This window comes from Enterobacter sp. N18-03635 (assembly GCF_004006055.1).
GTDB classification, from domain to species: domain Bacteria; phylum Pseudomonadota; class Gammaproteobacteria; order Enterobacterales; family Enterobacteriaceae; genus Enterobacter; species Enterobacter vonholyi.
Genome location: NZ_CP034769.1, coordinates 2,495,596 through 2,515,405, shown reverse-complemented (window position 1 = coordinate 2,515,405; position 19,810 = coordinate 2,495,596). Strand labels below are relative to the sequence as shown.

The 19,810-nt window shown below is 54.4% G+C and carries 19 protein-coding genes; 18 read left to right on the top strand and 1 reads right to left on the bottom strand.

Annotated features, from left to right (window positions below):
* Positions 1-71 precede the first annotated feature (71 nt).
* From pspA to ELK40_RS12655, 15 genes are all read left to right on the top strand, one after another.
* Positions 72-740: a phage shock protein PspA gene (gene pspA, locus ELK40_RS12725; protein WP_023617933.1), complete on the top strand. Its 669-nt coding sequence runs from the start codon at positions 72-74 to the stop codon at positions 738-740.
* A gap of 49 nt (positions 741-789) precedes the next feature.
* Positions 790-1,014, top strand: a complete 225-nt coding sequence (gene pspB, locus ELK40_RS12720) for an envelope stress response membrane protein PspB (protein ID WP_023312045.1) — start codon at positions 790-792, stop codon at positions 1,012-1,014.
* Positions 1,014-1,373, top strand: a complete 360-nt coding sequence (gene pspC / locus ELK40_RS12715) for an envelope stress response membrane protein PspC (RefSeq protein WP_127731244.1) — start codon at positions 1,014-1,016, stop codon at positions 1,371-1,373. The genes pspB and pspC overlap by 1 nt, the downstream gene beginning before the upstream one ends.
* 12 nt (positions 1,374-1,385) lie before the next feature.
* Positions 1,386-1,610 (top strand): phage shock protein PspD, encoded by a 225-nt coding sequence (pspD, locus tag ELK40_RS12710; RefSeq protein ID WP_111965095.1) that lies wholly within the window; start codon positions 1,386-1,388, stop codon positions 1,608-1,610.
* 196 nt (positions 1,611-1,806) lie between these two features.
* The gene (locus tag ELK40_RS12705) at positions 1,807-3,504 is read left to right on the top strand and encodes an alpha-amylase family glycosyl hydrolase (RefSeq protein ID WP_127731242.1); all 1,698 of its coding nucleotides are present in this window, start codon (positions 1,807-1,809) and stop codon (positions 3,502-3,504) included.
* A 14-nt stretch (positions 3,505-3,518) separates the two neighbouring features.
* The gene (locus ELK40_RS12700) at positions 3,519-4,811 is read left to right on the top strand and encodes an ABC transporter substrate-binding protein (protein ID WP_127731240.1); all 1,293 of its coding nucleotides are present in this window, start codon (positions 3,519-3,521) and stop codon (positions 4,809-4,811) included.
* A gap of 22 nt (positions 4,812-4,833) precedes the next feature.
* Positions 4,834-5,715 carry a sugar ABC transporter permease gene (locus ELK40_RS12695; protein ID WP_114977065.1) on the top strand — a complete coding sequence of 294 codons (882 nt, stop codon included), beginning with the start codon at positions 4,834-4,836 and terminating at the stop codon, positions 5,713-5,715.
* Entirely contained in the window at positions 5,702-6,544 is an 843-nt protein-coding gene (locus ELK40_RS12690; RefSeq protein WP_127731238.1) for a carbohydrate ABC transporter permease, read from the top strand. The genes ELK40_RS12695 and ELK40_RS12690 overlap by 14 nt, the downstream gene beginning before the upstream one ends.
* A 28-nt stretch (positions 6,545-6,572) precedes the next feature.
* Entirely contained in the window at positions 6,573-7,625 is a 1,053-nt protein-coding gene (locus ELK40_RS12685; protein WP_127731236.1) for a zinc-binding alcohol dehydrogenase, read from the top strand.
* 17 nt (positions 7,626-7,642) lie between these two features.
* Positions 7,643-8,431 (top strand): sugar phosphate isomerase/epimerase family protein, encoded by a 789-nt coding sequence (locus tag ELK40_RS12680; RefSeq protein WP_127731234.1) that lies wholly within the window; start codon positions 7,643-7,645, stop codon positions 8,429-8,431.
* Between the two features lie 11 nt (positions 8,432-8,442).
* Positions 8,443-9,501: a Gfo/Idh/MocA family oxidoreductase gene (locus ELK40_RS12675; protein ID WP_127731232.1), complete on the top strand. Its 1,059-nt coding sequence runs from the start codon at positions 8,443-8,445 to the stop codon at positions 9,499-9,501.
* A complete protein-coding gene (locus tag ELK40_RS12670) occupies positions 9,495-11,774 on the top strand; it encodes a glycoside hydrolase family 65 protein (protein WP_127731230.1) in 2,280 nt (759 codons plus the stop codon). Before ELK40_RS12675 ends, ELK40_RS12670 begins: the two co-directional genes overlap by 7 nt.
* Complete coding sequence (gene pgmB / locus ELK40_RS12665; RefSeq protein WP_127731228.1) at positions 11,764-12,429, top strand: beta-phosphoglucomutase; 666 nt, start codon at positions 11,764-11,766, stop codon at positions 12,427-12,429. Before ELK40_RS12670 ends, pgmB begins: the two co-directional genes overlap by 11 nt.
* A gap of 13 nt (positions 12,430-12,442) precedes the next feature.
* Entirely contained in the window at positions 12,443-13,525 is a 1,083-nt protein-coding gene (locus ELK40_RS12660; protein ID WP_127731226.1) for an ABC transporter ATP-binding protein, read from the top strand.
* Between the two features lie 66 nt (positions 13,526-13,591).
* Positions 13,592-14,506 (top strand): OmpG family monomeric porin, encoded by a 915-nt coding sequence (locus tag ELK40_RS12655; protein WP_127731224.1) that lies wholly within the window; start codon positions 13,592-13,594, stop codon positions 14,504-14,506.
* Positions 14,507-14,540: 34 nt separating this feature from the next.
* Here the strand turns inward: ELK40_RS12655 and ELK40_RS12650 are convergent, their stop codons facing one another.
* Complete coding sequence (locus tag ELK40_RS12650; protein WP_127731222.1) at positions 14,541-15,551, bottom strand: LacI family DNA-binding transcriptional regulator; 1,011 nt, start codon at positions 15,549-15,551, stop codon at positions 14,541-14,543.
* A gap of 155 nt (positions 15,552-15,706) precedes the next feature.
* Here ELK40_RS12650 and ELK40_RS12645 point away from each other — a divergent pair, with 155 nt between their 5' ends.
* The 3 genes from ELK40_RS12645 (at position 15,707) to tyrR (ending at position 19,807) form a co-directional block, all read left to right on the top strand.
* Positions 15,707-17,104, top strand: a complete 1,398-nt coding sequence (locus ELK40_RS12645) for a YcjX family protein (RefSeq protein WP_127731220.1) — start codon at positions 15,707-15,709, stop codon at positions 17,102-17,104.
* Positions 17,101-18,153 (top strand): YcjF family protein, encoded by a 1,053-nt coding sequence (locus ELK40_RS12640; protein WP_127731218.1) that lies wholly within the window; start codon positions 17,101-17,103, stop codon positions 18,151-18,153. Before ELK40_RS12645 ends, ELK40_RS12640 begins: the two co-directional genes overlap by 4 nt.
* A 112-nt stretch (positions 18,154-18,265) precedes the next feature.
* The gene (tyrR, locus tag ELK40_RS12635) at positions 18,266-19,807 is read left to right on the top strand and encodes a transcriptional regulator TyrR (RefSeq protein ID WP_023312028.1); all 1,542 of its coding nucleotides are present in this window, start codon (positions 18,266-18,268) and stop codon (positions 19,805-19,807) included.
* The last annotated feature ends 3 nt before the right edge of the window (positions 19,808-19,810 follow it).

Genomic DNA, 19,810 nt, shown 5'->3' with positions numbered 1-19,810 from the left:
AAGTTGGCATGATGTTTGTATTATCAGTACAGCAGGGCCTGACCCTATAACAGAACTATGAGGATTAGATTATGGGTATTTTTTCTCGTTTTGCCGACATCGTGAACGCCAACATCAACTCACTGCTTGAGAAGGCGGAAGATCCGCAGAAGCTAGTACGCCTGATGATTCAGGAGATGGAAGACACGCTGGTTGAAGTGCGTTCTACCTCCGCCCGCGCGCTGGCGGAGAAAAAACAGCTTACGCGTCGCATTGAACAGGCTACCGCTCAGCTGAACGAATGGCAGGAAAAAGCGGAACTTGCGCTGCGTAAAGACAAAGAGGATCTGGCCCGTGCGGCGCTGATCGAAAAACAGAAGCTGGCCGATATGGTCGCGACGCTTGAGCATGAAGTGACGCTGGTGGATGACACGCTCACCCGTATGAAGAAAGAGATTGGCGAGCTGGAAAACAAGCTGAGCGAGACCCGCGCGCGTCAGCAGGCGCTGACCCTGCGTCACCAGGCTGCGAGCTCCTCCCGCGACGTGCGTCGTCAGCTGGACAGCGGTAAGCTGGATGAAGCGATGGCCCGTTTTGAATCGTTTGAACGTCGTATCGATCAGATGGAAGCCGAAGCCGAAAGCCACGGCATCGGTAAGCAGAAGTCGCTGGATCAACAGTTCGCCGACCTGAAGGCTGATGATGAGATCAGCGAGCAGCTGGCGGCACTGAAAGCCAAAATGAAGCAAGACAACCAATAATAATTCCTGCGGCACCTGAACGTGCCGCATCGTAAGACAAGGAGTACACATGAGCGCGCTTTTTCTGGCCATTCCCCTGACAATTTTCGTGCTGTTCGTTTTGCCGATTTGGCTGTGGCTGCACTATAGCAACCGTTCTTCACGGGGCGAACTTTCCCAGAGTGAACAACAGCGTCTGGTACAGCTCTCCGATGAGGCGAACAAAATGCGCGAACGCATTCAGGCGCTGGAAGCAATCCTGGATGCTGAACATCCAAACTGGAGGGACCGTTAATGTCTGGACTGAATCTGAACAAAAAGCTGTGGCGAATTCCACAGCAGGGCATGGTGCGCGGCGTCTGTGCCGGGCTGGCGCATTATCTTGACGTCCCGGTTAAGCTGGTACGCGTGGTGACGGTGCTGTCGATTTTCTTTGGTCTGGCATTTATCACCCTGGTAGCTTATATCATGCTGTCGTTTGTTCTTGACCCGATGCCGGAAGGAGAGCTGGCTGCGGAGGGTGCCCCAACCAGCAGCGATCTTCTCAATGAGGTTGATGCGCAACTCGCCGCCGGTGAGAAGCGGTTACGGGAAATGGAACGCTATGTCACGTCGGATACCTTTACGCTGAGAAGTCGTTTTCGTCAGCTTTAAGAGAGAGATGAGATGAAACAACACTGGCAACAGGCCGGTCAGAAGGTAAAACCCGGCCTGAAAATCGCAGGTAAACTGGTCCTGCTGACCGCGTTACGGTTCGGCCCGGCAGGCGTGGCGGGCTGGGCGATCAAATCCGTTGCCCGCAAGCCGATCAGAATGGTGCTGGCCGTGGCGCTCGAACCGCTGTTGCAAAAGGTGGCAAAACGGCTTTCTCGCCGCTACTTATCCCAATAATTCCCGCTGGCACTAGTCCTTTCCCTGACGGGCGAGGGACTGGCGATAGCTCACCGCATTTCCTCTTTACCCGTTCTTTCTTTGCGGCAGCTCACAATATTGTGCTGAGCTGCTTTGCAATCACCTTTTTCACCTCCCCGGTCCGTTGACAGATATTTTTCATGGGAGTAGATTGCCACCTCGTGGGACCGCTACCATGGAAAATGAAATGAATCCAAAAATTAAAGAACTCATTAATCTTGTTTACGGGGGAACGTTTTCTGAAGCCCATTTGAATGTGCTGCTGGAAAATATCGGAAAGGCCGCCTCTGTTATTACAGAAAAACGTAAAATGGGCTGGGATGAAAAAGATGTCGTTCTGATAACCTATGCCGACCAGTTTTCAGCGAAAGGGGAGAAAGCATTCCCTGTTTTTACACGTTTTTATAACAAATGGCTTTCTCGTTCTTTTTCTCATGTCCATCTTTTGCCTTTTTATCCATGGTCTTCTGACGACGGATTTTCTGTTATTGATTATCATGAGGTTGCACCTGAAACCGGAACATGGCGAGACGTTGCCGAATTAAAACAGTCAGCCAGTTTAATGTTTGATTTCGTATGCAACCATATGTCAGCCAAAAGCAAATGGTTCGCTAATTACCTGAAGCAAACGCCAGGGTATGACGATTTCTTTATTTCTGTCGATCCTGATACAGATTTATCCGCGGTGACGCGTCCGCGTGCCTTACCGCTTCTTACGCCTTTCACACTGCATGATGGCAGCGTGCGATACCTGTGGACTACCTTCAGCGAGGACCAGGTTGATCTCAACTTCGCCTCCCCGCAGGTGCTGATTGCGATGGTCGACGTGCTGCTGCATTACCTGATTGAAGGGGCGCGATACATTCGTCTGGATGCTGTGGGCTTCATGTGGAAAATACCCGGAACAACCTGCATCCATCTTAAGCAAACCCATCAGCTCATCCAGCTTTTCCGCGCCATTACCGAGGCTGTTGCCCCGGGCACGGTGATTATCACCGAGACGAATGTTCCGCATAAAGATAACGTTGCTTACTTCGGTGACGGTGAAAATGAAGCGCAGATGGTTTATCAATTCTCTTTGCCGCCGCTGGTGCTGCACGCGGTGCATTCTCAGGATGTCCGTACGCTGAGCCAGTGGGCGGCGTCGCTGACGTTGCCTTCCACGAAAACCACCTGGTTTAACTTCCTGGCCTCGCATGACGGGATTGGTCTGAATCCGTTACGCGGAATTTTACCCGAGTCGGAAATCCTCTCGCTTGTGGAAAAACTTCAGGCTGAAGGTGCGTTGGTTAACTGGAAAAATAATCCGGATGGCACACGAAGCCCGTATGAAATTAATGTGACCTATCTGGATGCTTTGAGTACGCGAGAAAGTCATGATAGCGAACGCATTGCCCGGTTTATTCTGGCGCATGCCGTCCTCTTAAGCTTCCCCGGCGTGCCTGCTGTTTATATCCAGAGTATTCTCGGCTCCCGTAATGATTATGCAGGTGTTAAACGTCTGGGATATAACCGTGCGATAAATCGCGAGAAATATACCGCAGGACAAATTGATAGTGCGCTTGAAGATAAAAGCAGTCTGCGTTATCAGGTCTATTGTGCGTTAAGCCAGTTAATCGCGCTGCGTCGTGCGGAAAAAGCATTCCACCCTGACAGCCAGGCTTATTTTAGTGCGTCAGGTGAACATGTTTTAAAAATCGTTCGTGTGGAGGATTGTGGCGAGAAAATAACGGCGCTGTTTAATTTCAGTGATGGCATTCAAACGGTAGAGTCCGATATTCAATCCGGAACGGATTTGATTTCAGGAGAAGTTATTACAGATAAAACGCTGACCCTACATCCATGGCAGGTGTTGTGGATTAAAGAAAACTAAAAAGGACCTTAAAAATGAAAATGCCCAGAATTGTGCTGATTTCAGCACTGGTTTCGTGCGCTTTGTTATCAGGCTGTAAGGATGACAAAAAGTCCGCTGTCACTATTGAGTTTATGCACTCATCAGTCGAGCAGGAGCGTCAGGCGGTTATCACGAAGCTGATCGAAAAGTTCGAGAAAGAGAATCCTGGCATCACGGTAAAACAGGTACCGGTGGAAGAGGATGCCTACAACACCAAGGTGATTACGCTGGCGAGAACCGGCGCGCTGCCTGAAGTGATTGAAGTCAGCCATGACTACGCAAAAGTAATGGACAAGGAACAGCTGCTGGATCGCAAAGCTATCGGCGAAGCCATTAACGCGGTAGGCGAAAACACTTTCTATGACGGCATCTTGCGTGTTGTTCGTACGGAAGACGGTTCAGCCTGGACGGGCGTGCCGGTCAGCGCCTGGCTTTCCGGCGTCTGGTATCACAAAGATGTGCTGGCCGCGGCGGGCATTCAGGAGCCACATAACTGGGAACAGCTACTGCAAGCCAGCCAGCGCCTTAACGACCCGGCTAAAAAGCATTACGGCATCGCGCTGCCGACGGCGGAAAGCGTGATGACCGAGCAGTCGTTTTCTCAGTTTGCGCTTTCCGGCGGCGCAAACGTGTTTGATGCCAAAGGGAACGTCGACATCGATACCCCTGAAATGGCAAAAGCCCTGGCGTTTTATAAAGCGCTGGCCGCGACCACCATGCCGGGTTCAAACGATGTCATGGAGATCAAAGACGCCTTCATGAACGGTTCAGCGCCTATGGCGGTTTACTCCACCTACATCCTGCCTGCCGTCTACAAGGACGGAAACCCCTCTAACCTGGGCTTCGTTGTCCCGACTGAAAAGTCATCGGCGGTGTACGGCATGATCACCTCCCTGACGATCACCACCGGACAAACTGAAGAGGAGACCGAAGCGGCCGAGAAGTTTGTGACCTGGATGGAACAGGCTCAAAACGCGACGGACTGGGTCATGATGTCGCCTGGCGCGGCACTGCCGGTGAACAAGCTAGTGGTGGGCACCGATGCCTGGAAAAACAACGACGTGATTAAAGCGTTTGGGCAACTGCCTTATGAACTGATTGCGCAGTTCCCGAACGTGCAGGTATTTGGCGCGGTTGGGGATAAAAACTTCACCCGAATGGGCGATGTAACGGGCTCCGGCATTATCAGTTCCATGGTGCATAACGTCACGGTGGGGCAGAAGGACCTTAATACAGCGTTAAGCAGCAGCCAGAAGCGACTGACTGATCTTATTTCACAACGATAGGAGCGCTCTGCGGAAGGAAATTATGAAGACGTTGTTTTCTGGTCGTTCAGATATGCCTTTCGCCATGCTGCTGTTGGCCCCCAGCCTGATTTTGCTGGGGGGCCTGGTGGCCTGGCCAATGATTTCCAATATTGAAATCAGTTTTTTACGACTGCCGCTTAACCCGCGCATTAGCGCTGTGTTTGTCGGGCTGGATAATTACATTCGCATCCTCAGCGATGCCGCCTTCTGGCACTCGCTGTGGATGACGTTCTGGTACACCGCACTGGTCGTGCTCGGCAGTACCGGGCTGGGGCTAGCCGTCGCCATCTTCTTTAACCGGGAGTTTCGTCTGCGGAAAACGGCACGTTCACTGGTGATTTTATCCTACGTCACCCCGTCCATTTCGCTGGTGTTTGCATGGAAATACATGTTCAACAACGGCTACGGCATTGTGAACTATCTGGGCGTTGACCTGCTGCATCTGTATGACCAGGCGCCCCTGTGGTTCGACAATCCCGGCAGCAGCTTTGTACTGGTGGTGCTGTTCGCCATCTGGCGTTACTTCCCGTACGCGTTTATCTCATTCCTGGCGATTTTACAGACCATTGATAAATCCCTGTATGAAGCGGCGGAAATGGACGGCGCGAATGCCTGGCAGCGTTTTCGAATCGTTACGCTGCCCGCGATTATGCCGGTGCTGGCAACGGTGGTGACGCTCCGCACTATCTGGATGTTCTACATGTTTGCGGATGTCTACCTGTTGACTACCAAGGTCGATATTTTGGGCGTCTACCTCTACAAAACCGCATTCGCTTTCAATGACCTGGGTAAAGCTGCGGCGATCTCCGTCGTGCTGTTCGTGATCATCTTCGCGGTGATTCTGCTGACCAGAAAAAGGGTAAACCTCAATGGCAACAAATAAACGCGTACTGAGCCGTATTGGTTTTTATCTGGGGCTGGCGGTGTTTCTGGTTGTCACGCTGTTCCCGTTCTTCGTGATGCTAATGACGTCGTTTAAGAGTGCGAAAGAGGCGATCTCGCTCCATCCGACCATTCTGCCCCAGGAGTGGACGCTGCAGCATTACATCGACATCTTTAACCCGCTGATCTTCCCGTTTGTGGATTACTTCGAAAACAGCATGGTGGTATCGCTGACCTCCTCGGTGATTGCCTTATTTCTCGGCACGCTGGGCGCTTATGCCTTGTCCAAACTGCGTTTTAAAGGACGCACGACGATCAATGCAAGCTTCTACACCGTATATATGTTCTCAGGGATCTTGCTGGTGGTGCCGCTGTTCAAAATCATCACCGCCCTCGGGATCTACGACACCGAGCTGGCGCTGATCGTCACCATGGTGACCCAGACATTGCCGACAGCGGTGTTCATGCTGCGCAGCTATTTCGACACCATCCCGGACGAAATCGAAGAAGCCGCGATGATGGACGGCCTCAATCGCCTGCAAATCATCTTTCGCATCACCGTCCCGCTTGCGATCTCAGGACTCGTATCGGTGTTTGTCTACTGCTTTATGGTGGCGTGGAACGACTACCTGTTTGCGTCAATTTTCCTGTCCAGCTCTGGCAATTTCACCTTGCCGGTCGGGCTGAACACGCTCTTTAGCACACCAGATTATATCTGGGGCCGCATGATGGCGGCATCGCTGGTGACGGCGCTTCCGGTGGTCATCATGTACGCCCTGTCTGAACGTTTTATTAAAAGTGGTTTGACCGCCGGTGGCGTGAAGGGCTGAGGCGGCCAATATTAACAAGGAGTCAGTCATGAAAAAATTAGTTGCGACAGCACCACGCGTGGCGGCGCTGGTGGAATATGAAGATCGTCCGGTTGCAGTCCATGAAGTAAAAATTCGCGCCCGTTTTGGCGCGCCGAAACACGGTACAGAAGTGGTGGATTTCCGCGCCGCCAGCCCGTTTATTGATGAAGAATTCAACGCAGAGTGGCAGATGTTCACGCCGCGTGAAGAGGGCGCAGCGCGCGGTATTGAGTTCGGTAAGTTCCAGCTGGGTAACATGGTTGTTGGCGACATTATTGAATGCGGTGCGGACGTGACGGATTACCAGATCGGCGATCTTGTCTGCTGCTACGGCCCGTTGCAGGAAACGGTCGTCGTCAACGCGGTGAACAACTATAAGCTGCGTAAAATGCCGCAGGGCGCGTCGTGGAAGAACGCCGTCTGCTACGATCCGGCGCAGTTCGCCATGAGCGGCGTGCGTGATGCCAACGTCCGCGTGGGCGACTTTGTCGTCGTGGTCGGTCTGGGAGCAATCGGGCAGATTGCGATTCAGCTGGCTAAAAAAGCCGGTGCGTCAGTGGTTATCGGCGTTGATCCAATCGAACACCGCTGCGAGATCGCCCGTCGTCACGGCGCGGACCACTGCCTGAACCCAATCGGCACCGATGTCGGCCTGGAAATCAAAAAGCTGACCGGCAAGCAGGGCGCGGACGTGATCATCGAAACCAGTGGTTTTGCCGATGCGCTGCAGTCCGCGCTGCGCGGGCTCGCCTACGGCGGCACCATCTCCTACGTAGCCTTCGCGAAACCGTTCGCTGAAGGCTTTAACCTCGGCCGCGAGGCGCATTTCAATAACGCGAAGATTGTCTTCTCCCGCGCCTGCAGCGAACCAAACCCGGACTATCCGCGCTGGAGCCGCAAGCGTATCGAAGAGACCTGCTGGGAACTGCTGATGAACGGTTATATCAATTGTGAAGATCTGATCGACCCGGTTGTGACCTTCACCGCCAGCGCTGAAAGCTACATGAAATATGTGGACCAGCATCCGGAACTGAGCATCAAAATGGGCGTCACTTTTTAAGCTAAGGAGAGCAAATCATGAAAATCGCAACACAGAACCAGGCTTTTTTTCCGGTCAATATCATGGAGAAATTCGAGTACATCAAAGAGATGGGGTTTAATGGCTACGAAATTGACGGCAAGCTGCTGGTGGAAAACCTCGCCGAGGTGAAAGCGGCCATCAAAGCCACTGGTCTGCCAGTGACGACGGCCTGCGGTGGATACGATGGCTGGATCGGCGACTTCATCGAAGAGCGCCGTCTGAACGGATTACAGCAGATTGAACGCATTCTGGAAGCGCTGGCTGAAGTGGGCGGTAAGGGCATTATCGTGCCTGCCGCGTGGGGGATGTTTACCTTTCGACTGCCGCCAATGATCTCTCCACGCAGCCTTGAAGGCGACCGCAAAGCGGTGAGTGCTTCGCTGCGCTGGCTGGATGAGGTGGCAGCGCGCACCGGAACCACCGTCTATCTGGAGCCGCTGAACCGCTATCAGGATCATATGATTAATACCCTGGCAGACGCGCGTCGATACATCGAAGAGAACGGCCTGAAGCATGTGCAGATCATCGGCGATTTCTATCATATGAACATCGAAGAAGACTCGCTGACGGATGCGCTGCATCGGAACCGCGATCTGCTTGGCCATGTGCACATCGCCGATAATCACCGCTACCAGCCGGGCAGCGGCAGCCTCGATTTTGCCAGCCTGTTCGATCAGCTGCGTGCGGATAACTACCAGGGTTACGTGGTATATGAGTGCCGTGTTCGCGCCGATGATCCGGCTCAGGCATACCGGGATTCGCTCACTTATCTGCGTAAATGCTAAGGATGACGAGCGTGATGAGTGCTTCTACACCTTCGCCTCTGCGCGTCGCCATCATTGGCGCCGGACAGGTCGCGGATAAAGTGCACGCCTCGTATTACGCCACGCGCAGTGATGTTCAGATGGTGGCTGTCATGGACAGCCACCCTGAACAGGCTCGGGCGTTTGCGGAACGTCATGGTATTCCCTCGGCATGGCAGGATGCGCGAGAAATGTTCGAGGCGGTTAAGCCGGATGCGGTGAGCGTCTGCTCGCCTAACCGGTTTCATTTCGAGCACGTCATGGCAGCGCTGGAAGCAGGCTGCCATGTGATGTGTGAAAAACCGCCTGCTATGACGACGCAGGAGGCCGATCGGATGCGCCTGGCTGCGCGCAAGGCGGGAAAAGTGCTGGCGTATGATTTTCACCATCGTTTTGCCCTGGATACTCAGCTGCTGCGCGATGCGGTAATGAACGGAACGCTCGGAGAAATTTACTTCACGTCAGCGCAGGCGCTGCGTCGCTGCGGTGTGCCAGGGTGGGGCGTTTTTACCAATAAATCGCTACAGGGCGGTGGTCCGCTGATTGATATCGGCATCCATATGCTTGATGCAGCAATGTATGTTCTGGGGTTCCCGGCGGTAAAACGGGTGACCGCGCATAGCTATCAGAGGCTGGGCAACCGTAAAAGCAGCGGTCAGTTTGGCGCGTGGGATCCCACGCAGTTTACCGTGGAAGATGCTCTGTTTGGCACGATTGAATTTTGCAACGGCGGCATTCTGCGTCTGGACACGTCGTTTGCGCTCAATATCCGCGAGCAATCGATCATGAACGTCGCATTCTGCGGTGAAAAGGCGGGTGCCACGCTGTTCCCGGCGCACATTTACAACGACGAAGCTGGTGTTTTACACACTCTTACCCAGCGCGAAGAGGCTGACGATCAACGCCACCTGCGCAGTATGGATGCCTTTGTGCGCCATGTGCAGGGAGAGCCCGTCATGATCGCTGATGCGGAGCAGGGGCTGATTATCCAGCAGCTTGTCGCCGCGCTGTATGAATCAGCAGAAACAGGGGGAAGCGTGACGTTATGCTAAACGTGTCAGTATTAACCGACCCGGGCTTTTGTCCGCACAGTCTGAATAAATACGCCTCCATCATGGCCTGCGGTAATGGCTACATGGGGATCCGCGCTGCGCATGAAGAGGATTACACCCAGCAAACCCGAGGCATGTATCTTGGGGGGCTGTATCATCGTGCTGGTCGCAACGAGACCACTGAGCTGGTCAATTTGCCCGATATCACCGGTATTGAGGTTGAGCTGGACGGGGTAAATTTTACCCTTCTGTCGGGGGACATTCTCGAGTGGCAGCGCGAGCTGGCGTTTGCTAATGGTGAACTTCGTCGCAGCGTCATCTGGCGCTCGCCCGACGGGAAACGCTATCGACTGGAGAGTCGCCGTTTTGTCTCTCTGGATCAGCTGCCGCTGGTGGCCATGCAGCTTGCGATCACCCCGCTTGATGCTGCCTCACAGGTGGTGATGAAAACCGGCATTGATGCGACACAAACCAATACCGGCCGGCAGCATCTGGATGAAATTTCCGTCAGGGTGTTCGACCAGCACTATATGCAGGGTGTGTATGAAACGCAGAACCGGGCGTCAGAAGTTGTTGTTTCGGCGTTTTGTCAGCTCTCTGCGAAGAGCGACAGCTGCTTCACCGCCAAAAATCGTCGGGTCTCTGCGCACTATTGCCTGACGATACCGCAAGGTGACACTGTCACTCTGGATAAGATTGTCTGGGTTGCCCATCGCAGCGATAAAGCCCTTTCGCAGGAGTCGTTCGCGCGAAGGGCGCTGGCGGATCTCAAGGTTTGTGCGGCAAGGGGGTATGCCTCGCTGCTGGAGAGTTCATCCTGCGCATGGGAAGACGTATGGCGTAACGCCCGGGTGGAAGTGGCTTCTGCTGCTCCTGACGATCAGATGGCGCTGGACTATGCCGTCTGGCATCTGACCACCATGACGCCCGCCCATGATGAGCGAAGCAGCATTGCCGCTAAGGGCTTGACTGGCGAGGGGTATAAAGGACACGTCTTCTGGGATACCGAAATATTCCTGCTGCCTTTCCATCTTTTCACCCGTCCTCAGGTGGCCCGCAATCTTCTGCGCTATCGCTGGCTTAACCTGGCAGGGGCCCGGGAAAAAGCCCGCCGCAACGGCTGGCCGGGCGCACTTTTCCCGTGGGAGAGCGCCTCGAGCGGCAAAGAGGAAACGCCGGAGTTCGCGGCTATCAACATCCGAACCGGCATGCGCCAGAAGGTGGCCTCCGCGCTGGCTGAACACCACATCGTGGCGGATATTGCCTGGGCCGTCGTCGCTTACTGGCAGGCGACACACGATGATGCCTTTATGCGAAATGAAGGCCTGACGCTGCTGATGGAAACGGCTGCGTTCTGGATGGGCCGCGCCACGGAGGTAGACGGGCGCCTGGAAATTCATGATGTGATTGGGCCTGACGAATACACCGAGCATGTGAACAACAACGCCTATACCAATTATCTGGCGTGGCATAACGTCGCCTGCGCGCGCCGGTTTATGGCGCAGTTTGGACGTGAAGATACGCGTTTTACGGAGAATGCCACGCGGTTCCTGACGCGCTTATGGCTGCCGGAGGCCAATTCAGACGGTGTGATCCCGCAGGATGATACCTTCATGGCGAAACCGGCCATTGATCTCAGCCGCTATAAAGCAAAAGCAGGGAAGCAGACCATTCTGCTCGATTACTCCCGCGCGGAAGTCAACGACATGCAGATCCTGAAGCAGGCTGATGTGGTAATGCTTACCTACCTCTTGCCGGAGCGGTTTACCCCACAGCAATGTGCCGCCAATCTGGCTTTCTACGAGCCCCGCACGATCCATGACTCTTCGCTGAGTAAGGCCATACACGGCATTGTGACCGCCCGCTGTGGTGACACCGAAGGTGCATACGCCTTCTGGCGTGATGGCGTCGCCATTGACCTTGGGGACGATCCACACAGCTGCGATGACGGTATTCATGCCGCAGCGACCGGCGCTATCTGGTCCGGCGTCATCCAGGGGTTTGCCGGTATGCAGATTGTGGAAGGGGAACTACACCTTGCGCCCAGCCTGCCTGCCCACTGGCGAAGGCTTGCTTTCCCCCTGCGCTGGCGGAACGCAACGCTGCACTTCACCTATGAAAATGAGGTGTTAACCATTGAAACGACGACACCTGTCACTCTGACGCTGTGGGGCAAGACGTTACGCGTATCGGGGCGCAAGGTATGCGCTTATAAGGATTTTCTTGCACCTGTAAATGGGATCGCTACCACGGAGGGGCGCCATGACGCTTAAGGCTGTTGTATTCGATCTGGACGGTGTTATCACCGATACCGCACACCTCCATTTTCTGGCCTGGCGTGCAGTGGCTGACGAAATCGGCATCACCTTCGACGAAGTGTTTAATGAACAGCTGAAGGGAATTAGCCGCATGGATTCCCTTCAGCGCATCCTGAAGCATGGCGGGAAAGAGGGGATGTTTAGCGATGAGCAGTGCCTCGCGCTGGCGACGAAAAAAAACGCGCTTTATGTCCAGTCTCTGGCGTCGCTGACGGAAGATTCACTGCTTCCGGGTATTCGTGACGTGCTGACGGATATACGTAAAGCGAACGTCAAAACTGGACTCGCCTCCGTTTCCCTGAATGCCCCAGGGATCCTGCACGCGCTGGGCATTTATCAGGCCTTCGATTATTGCGCCGATGCTTCCCGTATTCGCCGCTCAAAGCCAGATCCGGAGATCTTCCTTGCAGCCTGTGCTGGCCTGAATGTGCGTCCTGAAGAGGCCATGGGCATCGAAGATGCACCTGCAGGCGTAGCGGCGATCAACGCGGCGGGCATGCTGTCGGTTGGGGTGGGTTCTGGCCTGAACCATGCGGGACTACAGCTTCATTCAACGCGGGAACTGACCTGGAAATGCCTTACCGAGTTTTGGGCATCCCGGACGTATTGATAAGGAATTAACAATGGCTCAACTGTCTCTGAAAAACATTCAGAAAATCTATGATAACCAGGTCCACGTGGTTAAGGATTTCAATCTCGAAATCGAAGACAAGGAGTTCATCGTCTTCGTCGGGCCTTCAGGCTGCGGTAAATCCACGACGCTGCGCATGATCGCCGGTCTGGAGGAGATCTCCGCTGGCGAACTGGTGATTGACGGCGTTTGTATGAACGATGTGCCCGCCAAGTCACGCGATATCGCCATGGTATTTCAGAACTATGCGCTTTATCCGCATATGACGGTCTACGACAACATGGCGTTCGGCCTGAAGATGCAAAAAATTGCGCCTGCGGTTATCGAAGAGCGCGTTAACTGGGCGGCACAGATCCTCGGATTACGTGAATACCTAAAGCGTAAACCCGGCGCGCTGTCCGGCGGCCAGCGCCAGCGCGTGGCGTTAGGCAGGGCGATCGTACGTGAGGCGGGCGTGTTCCTGATGGATGAACCGCTCTCAAACCTCGATGCCAAGCTTCGCGTGCAGATGCGGGCTGAAATCAGCAAGCTGCATCAGAAGCTTAACACCACCATGATTTACGTGACCCACGATCAGACGGAAGCCATGACGATGGCGACCCGCATCGTGATCTTAAAAGACGGCATTATTCAGCAGGTCGGTGCACCTAAGCAGGTGTATAACGAACCGGCAAACATGTTTGTCGCAGGGTTTATTGGATCGCCAGCCATGAACTTCATTCGCGGTGCTATCGACGACCGCTATTTCGTCACGGAAACGCTGCGTCTGGCGATCCCGGAAGACAAGCTCGCTTCACTGAATGCCGCAGGGTATCAGCGCAAAGCCGTGGTCTTTGGGATCCGCCCGGAAGATATTCTCACTCTGCAGAGCAGCGGTAAAAATATCGAGGCGAAAGTCAGCGTAGCCGAACTGACCGGCGCGGAGTTCATGCTCTACGCCACCGTTGGCGGTCATGAGCTGGTTGTTCGTGCTGGCGCTGCGAATGATTATGCCGCTGGGGATAATATCGACATCCAGTTCGATATGAATAAGTGCCATTTCTTCGACGCTGAAACCGAAGCGGCTATTAGATAAAAAAGGTGTTCGCCGGAAATACCCATTTCCGTTTTTTTTGTTTGTTATTTATAAAGGGAATATTTGATGAGTACTCTACTAAAAAGTGCTGCGCTCGTGCTGTGCGCAGGGGTTAGCTGCGCACACGCAACAGAAAGCGCTAAAAAGTGGGAATTTAATATTGGCGCGATGTATGAAATAGAAAACGTCGAAGGCCAGGGGGAGGATAAAGACGGGTTATATGAACCTTCCGTGTGGTTTAATGCGACCTGGGATGCCTGGACTATTTCGCTGGCGATGTATCAGGAAGGGCCGGTTGATTATAGCAGCATGACCCGTGGCACCTATTTCGATCGTCCTGAATTTGAATTACGCTATCGCTTTATCGGAACAGATGATTTTACGTTCGGTCTGACCGGTGGCTTCCGTAATTACGGCTATCACTTTAAGGATGAACACGGCGCCAGAGACGGCAGCGCTAATATGCAGCGCTACAAAATTCAGCCTGACTGGGATATAAAATTAACCGACGACTGGCGTTTTGGCGGCTGGTTTGCCATGTATCAGTTTGCTAACGATCTGGAAAAAACCGGCTATTCAGACAGCCGCGTCGAAACCGAAACGGGCTTTACCTGGACCATTAACGACACCTTTGCCGCTAAAGTGAATTACTATTTAGAACGCGGGTTCAACATGGACGGTTCCCGTAATAACGGAGAATTCTCCACCCAGGAAATTCGTGCCTATCTGCCTATTTCGTTAGGCCAGACCACCTTAACGCCTTACACACGACTGGGGCTCGATCGCTGGTCGAACTGGGACTGGCAGGACGATCCCGAGCGTGAAGGACATAATTTCAACCGCCTGGGTATGCAGTACGCCTATGACTTCAATAACGGTTTATCCATGACGCTTGAATACGCCTATGAATGGGAAAATCATGACGAGGGTAAAAACGACCGCTTCCACTATGCGGGCGTTGGCGTAAATTACGCTTTCTGATCGTGTGTATTCCAGGGGCTAACTGCCCCTGGTTTTAGCGCAGCGAGGCCGCCAGTATAAAATGGGTATCAACCAGCACTTTTTGCGGGGCGGGATGACCTGCTATACGTCTGAAAAGAAGATCGCAGCTTTCTTCCCCCAGCTTTCGGGTGGGGATATCAAACCCGCCAGGTGCGGGCGTTAAAATGAGAGACAGCATCGGGTCACTGTATCCGGCTATCACCACCTGCTCTGGAATCATCAGATTCAACTCATCCGCCGCACGATAGAGGCTGAGTAACTTCATGCTGTCGGTAGCGAATACCGCATCGGGCGGCGTGGATGAAGACAACAGCTCCAGAGCCGCAGTAAGCGCGCTCTCATGGGTATAACCGCCATCCCTGATCCAGTCCGGGTTAAGGGCAATATGGTGCTTTTCCAGGCTGGCTTTAAAGCCCGCAAGGCGATCGATCGAAACATGATAATCAAGCGGGGCATGCAGACAGGCAATTTTACGGCGTCCGTTTTTAATAAAGGTTTCGGTCAGCGTGGCGCTGTCATGGAAATTATCTGTGTCGACGGAATAGATATTTTGATACTCACCTTCCACTTTGCCGATAACCACTACCGGTACGCCATACGCATCCAGCGTGGTGAAAAAGGATTCATTTGCCGGTGAGCTCAGCATTATGATCCCTTTGATCATCTTTTGTTTAATTTTACTCACGCATTTCAGCAGATCGTCCTCGCTGCTTTTTGAGGTTTGTAAAATAACGTCAAATCCTTCTTCTTCCGCTTTTGCCGTAATGGCATGAAGGATATCGGAGAAAAAGGGATTACCGGCAGTGGTTTTGGTTGAACGGGTCGAAATAACCATGATGGCATCAAAGCCTGAAGAGGTCAGGGCGCGGGCCAGTTTGTTGGGCTGATAATTTAATTCGTCAATCGCCTTCAGCACTTTTTCACGCGCTTCGGGAGAAATATTCGTTTGTTTATTCAGAACGCGGGAAACGGTTGATTTCGATACGCCCGCAACCCGTGCGATATCATAGATGGTGGGTGACATACACCTTACTCACTCCGGACTGACAGCAATGCCGTTCATCTTACTGGAGAGAAAACGGCAATAGCAATAAATAAGAATTGATAATCAACGATCTGCCCCCATTTATTGTATTCTGAAGCCATGCATTCAAGGCTTCCGGGCAACGAAGGACGGCGATGAAGCGACTTAAAAACGAAATTAATTCACTGGTTAACCGTGGCGTTGACCGTCATCTGCGACTGGCGGTAACAGGATTGAGCCGCAGCGGTAAGACGGCGTTTATCACCGCGATGGTAAACCAGCTCCTGAACCTGCATGCCGGGGCGCGTCTGCCGTTGCTCAGCGCGGTGCGGGAAGAACGTCTGCTGGGCGTGAAGCGCGTCCCTCAGCGCGATTTTGGTATTCCTCGTTTTACCTATGACGAAGGGCTGGCGCAGCTGTATGGCGATCCGCCCGCGTGGCCGACCCCGACGCGAGGGGTCAGTGAAATTCGTCTTGCGCTGCGTTTTCGCTCGAATGAATCCCTGATGCGCCACTTCAAGGATACCTCCACGTTGTACCTTGAAATCGTCGATTACCCCGGCGAATGGCTGCTCGACCTGCCGATGCTGGCGCAGGATTACCTCAGCTGGTCCCGCCAGATGACGGGCTTGTTGCAGGGGCAACGCGCAGGGTGGTCGGCCAAATGGCGACAGCTTTGCGAAGGACTGGACCCGCTTGCGCCAGCAGATGAAAACCGTCTTGCGGCCATTGCAGACGCCTGGACGGCGTATTTGCACCAGTGTAAACAGGAAGGATTGCACTTCATTCAGCCGGGTCGCTTTGTTCTGCCGGGTGATTTAGCGGGCGCACCTGCGCTTCAGTTTTTCCCCTGGCCGGATGTGGATGGGGTGGGCGAGTCGACGCTGGCGCAGGCTGATAAGCACACGAACGCCGGGATGCTCCGCGAGCGTTACAATTACTACTGCGAAAAAGTGGTCAAGGGATTCTATAAAAACCACTTCTTGCGATTTGATCGTCAGATTGTGCTGGTGGATTGCCTGCAGCCTCTCAACAGCGGGCCGCAGGCCTTCAACGATATGCGCCTGGCGCTGACGCAGCTGATGCAAAGTTTTCACTACGGGCAGCGGACGCTGTTCCGTCGTCTTTTCTCACCGGTGATCGACAAACTGCTCTTTGCGGCCACGAAGGCCGATCACGTCACGGTCGACCAGCATGCCAATATGGTATCGCTGCTGCAGCAGCTGGTGCAGGACGCCTGGCAAAACGCCGCCTTCGAAGGGATCGGCATGGATTGCCTTGGGCTCGCGTCCGTGCAGGCGACACAAAGCGGGCTGATTGATCTTAACGGCGAGAAAATACCGGCATTACGCGGGAACCGGCTCAGCGACGGTGAGCCGCTTACCGTCTATCCGGGCGAAGTGCCTGCGCGGCTGCCGGGTCAGGCCTTCTGGCAGAACCAGGGCTTCCAGTTTGAAGCCTTCCGCCCGCAGGCAATGAGTGTCGACAGGCCTTTACCACACATCCGTCTGGATGCGGCGCTGGAGTTTTTGATTGGAGATAAATTGCGATGACGGAACCGTTAAAACCGCGCATAGACTTTACCGGAACGCTTGAGCACGACTCTCAGGAGGCGTTCAAAACCGCGCAGACGTTCAGCGGCACGCAGGCCGATAACTTTTCCCCGGCCCTGACAGAGGAGCCCGCCGTCGAGGAAGGTCCGGCAGAGGCGGTTGTGGAAGCCGCTCTGCGTCCCAAACGCAGCCTGTGGCGCAGGATGGTCACCGCCGGTCTGGCGCTGTTTGGCGTAAGCGTGGTTGGGCAGGGCGTGCAGTGGACGATGAATGCCTGGCAAACTCAGGACTGGGTGGCGCTCGGCGGATGTGCAGCAGGCGCGCTGATTGTGGGGGCGGGCATCGGGTCGGTTACCACCGAGTGGCGTCGGCTCTGGCGTTTGCGCCAGCGCGCGCACGAGCGTGATGAAGCGCGGGATCTGCTCCACAGTCACGGCACCGGCAAAGGTCGTGCCTTCTGTGAAAAGCTGGCCAGCCAGGCCGGAATCGATCAGTCGCACCCGGCGCTTCAGCGCTGGTACGCCGCCATCCATGAAACCCAGAACGATCGGGAAGTGGTGACGCTCTACTCCCACATGGTTCAGCCGGTGCTGGATGCCCAGGCGCGGCGCGAGATTAGCCGTTCTGCGGCGGAATCCACCCTGATGATTGCCGTCAGCCCTCTGGCGCTGGTCGATATGGCCTTTATCGCCTGGCGTAATCTGCGCCTGATCAACCGTATCGCGAACCTTTACGGCATAGAGCTGGGTTACTACAGTCGGCTCAGGCTGTTTAAGCTGGTCCTGCTCAATATCGCGTTTGCCGGGGCGAGTGAGCTGGTGCGCGAAGTGGGAATGGACTGGATGTCGCAGGATCTGGCGGCGCGTCTTTCTGCTCGTGCCGCCCAGGGGATTGGCGCAGGATTATTGACGGCGCGTTTGGGGATTAAAGCGATGGAGGTCTGCCGTCCGCTGCCCTGGATTGACGGCGATAAGCCGCGACTGGGGGATTTCAGGCGCGAGCTGATCGGCCAGCTCAAAGAGACGCTCAATAAGAAACCGGCTCCGTGAGGTTTTGTTCACTTATCGTGCTGGCTGTCAATATTTGTTGACAGCCATCTTCCCGATCACCGTGTTCTGACATATCATTTTACTGTTACTGGCTTAAAACGGTGAATTTCCCATGCGTCTTGAAGTCTTCTGTGAAGACCGTCTCGGTCTGACCCGCGAATTACTCGATCTTCTTGTTTTACGTAGCATTGATTTACGTGGCATTGAGATCGATCCTGTCGGGCGAATTTACCTCAATTTTGCCGAAATTGAATTTAATACATTCAGCAGCCTGATGGCGGAAATCCGCCGTATCGCTGGCGTTACGGATGTACGCACCATTCCCTGGATGCCTTCTGAACGTGAGCACCTAGCGCTGAGCGCGCTGCTGGAGGCCATGCCTGAACCGTTCCTCTCCCTGGATTTGAAAAGCAAAGTTGAGCGCGTTAACCACGCGAGCTGCCAGCTTTTCGCGCAGAGCCAGGAGAAGCTCAGCAATCATAACGCCGCGCAGCTGATCCCCGGCTTTAACTTCCAGCGCTGGCTGGACAGCAATCCGCAGAACACGCTTAGCGAGCATGTGGTGATTAACGGGCAGAATTTCCTGATGGAGATCACGCCGGTCTATCTGAAAGGGGAAGGGAATACTCGCGTGTTGACCGGGGCGGTGATCATGCTGCGCTCGACGCTACGCATGGGTCGCCAGCTGCAAAACCTCTCCAGTCAGGACGTTGGCGCGTTCAGCCAGATTATTGCCGTCAGCCCGAAAATGCGCCATGTGGTTGATCAGGCGCGTAAGCTCGCAAGCCTGACCGCGCCGCTGCTGATAACCGGGGACACCGGCACAGGGAAAGACCTCCTGGCTCATGCGGTGCATCTGGCGAGTCCGCGCGCGGCTAAGCCTTATCTGGCACTTAACTGCGCCTCTATTCCGGAAGATGCCGTTGAAAGCGAGCTGTTTGGTCACGCGCCGGAAGGTAAGAAAGGGTTCTTCGAGCAGGCTAACGGCGGCTCCGTGCTGCTGGACGAAATTGGCGAAATGTCGCCACGTATGCAGGCTAAGCTGCTGCGTTTCCTGAACGACGGAACATTCCGCCGCGTCGGTGAGGATCACGAAGTGCATGTGGACGTGCGCGTTATATGCGCCACCCAGAAAAACCTGGTTGAACTGGTGCAAAAGGGGATCTTCCGCGAGGATCTCTATTACCGCCTTAACGTCCTGACGCTCAACATTCCGCCGCTGCGCGATTGCCCGCAGGACATCATGCCGCTCACGGAGCTGTTCGTCGCACGCTTTGCCGACGAGCAGGGTGTGCCGCGTCCGAAGCTGTCTGCCGATCTGGGCACGGTGCTGATGCGCTACGGCTGGCCGGGCAACATTCGTCAGCTTAAAAACGCCGTTTATCGCGCGCTGACCCAGCTCGAAGGGTATGAGCTGCGCCCGCAGGATATCCTGCTGCCGGATTACGACGCCGGAACGGTATCGGTAGGGGAAGAGGCGATGGAAGGTTCGCTGGACGATATTACCAGCCGTTTCGAGCGCTCTGTGCTGACGCAGCTGTACCGCAGCTATCCCAGCACCCGCAAGCTGGCAAAACGCCTTGGCGTCTCGCACACCGCGATCGCGAACAAGCTGCGTGAGTACGGTTTGAATCATAAGAAAGGTGACGAATAACAA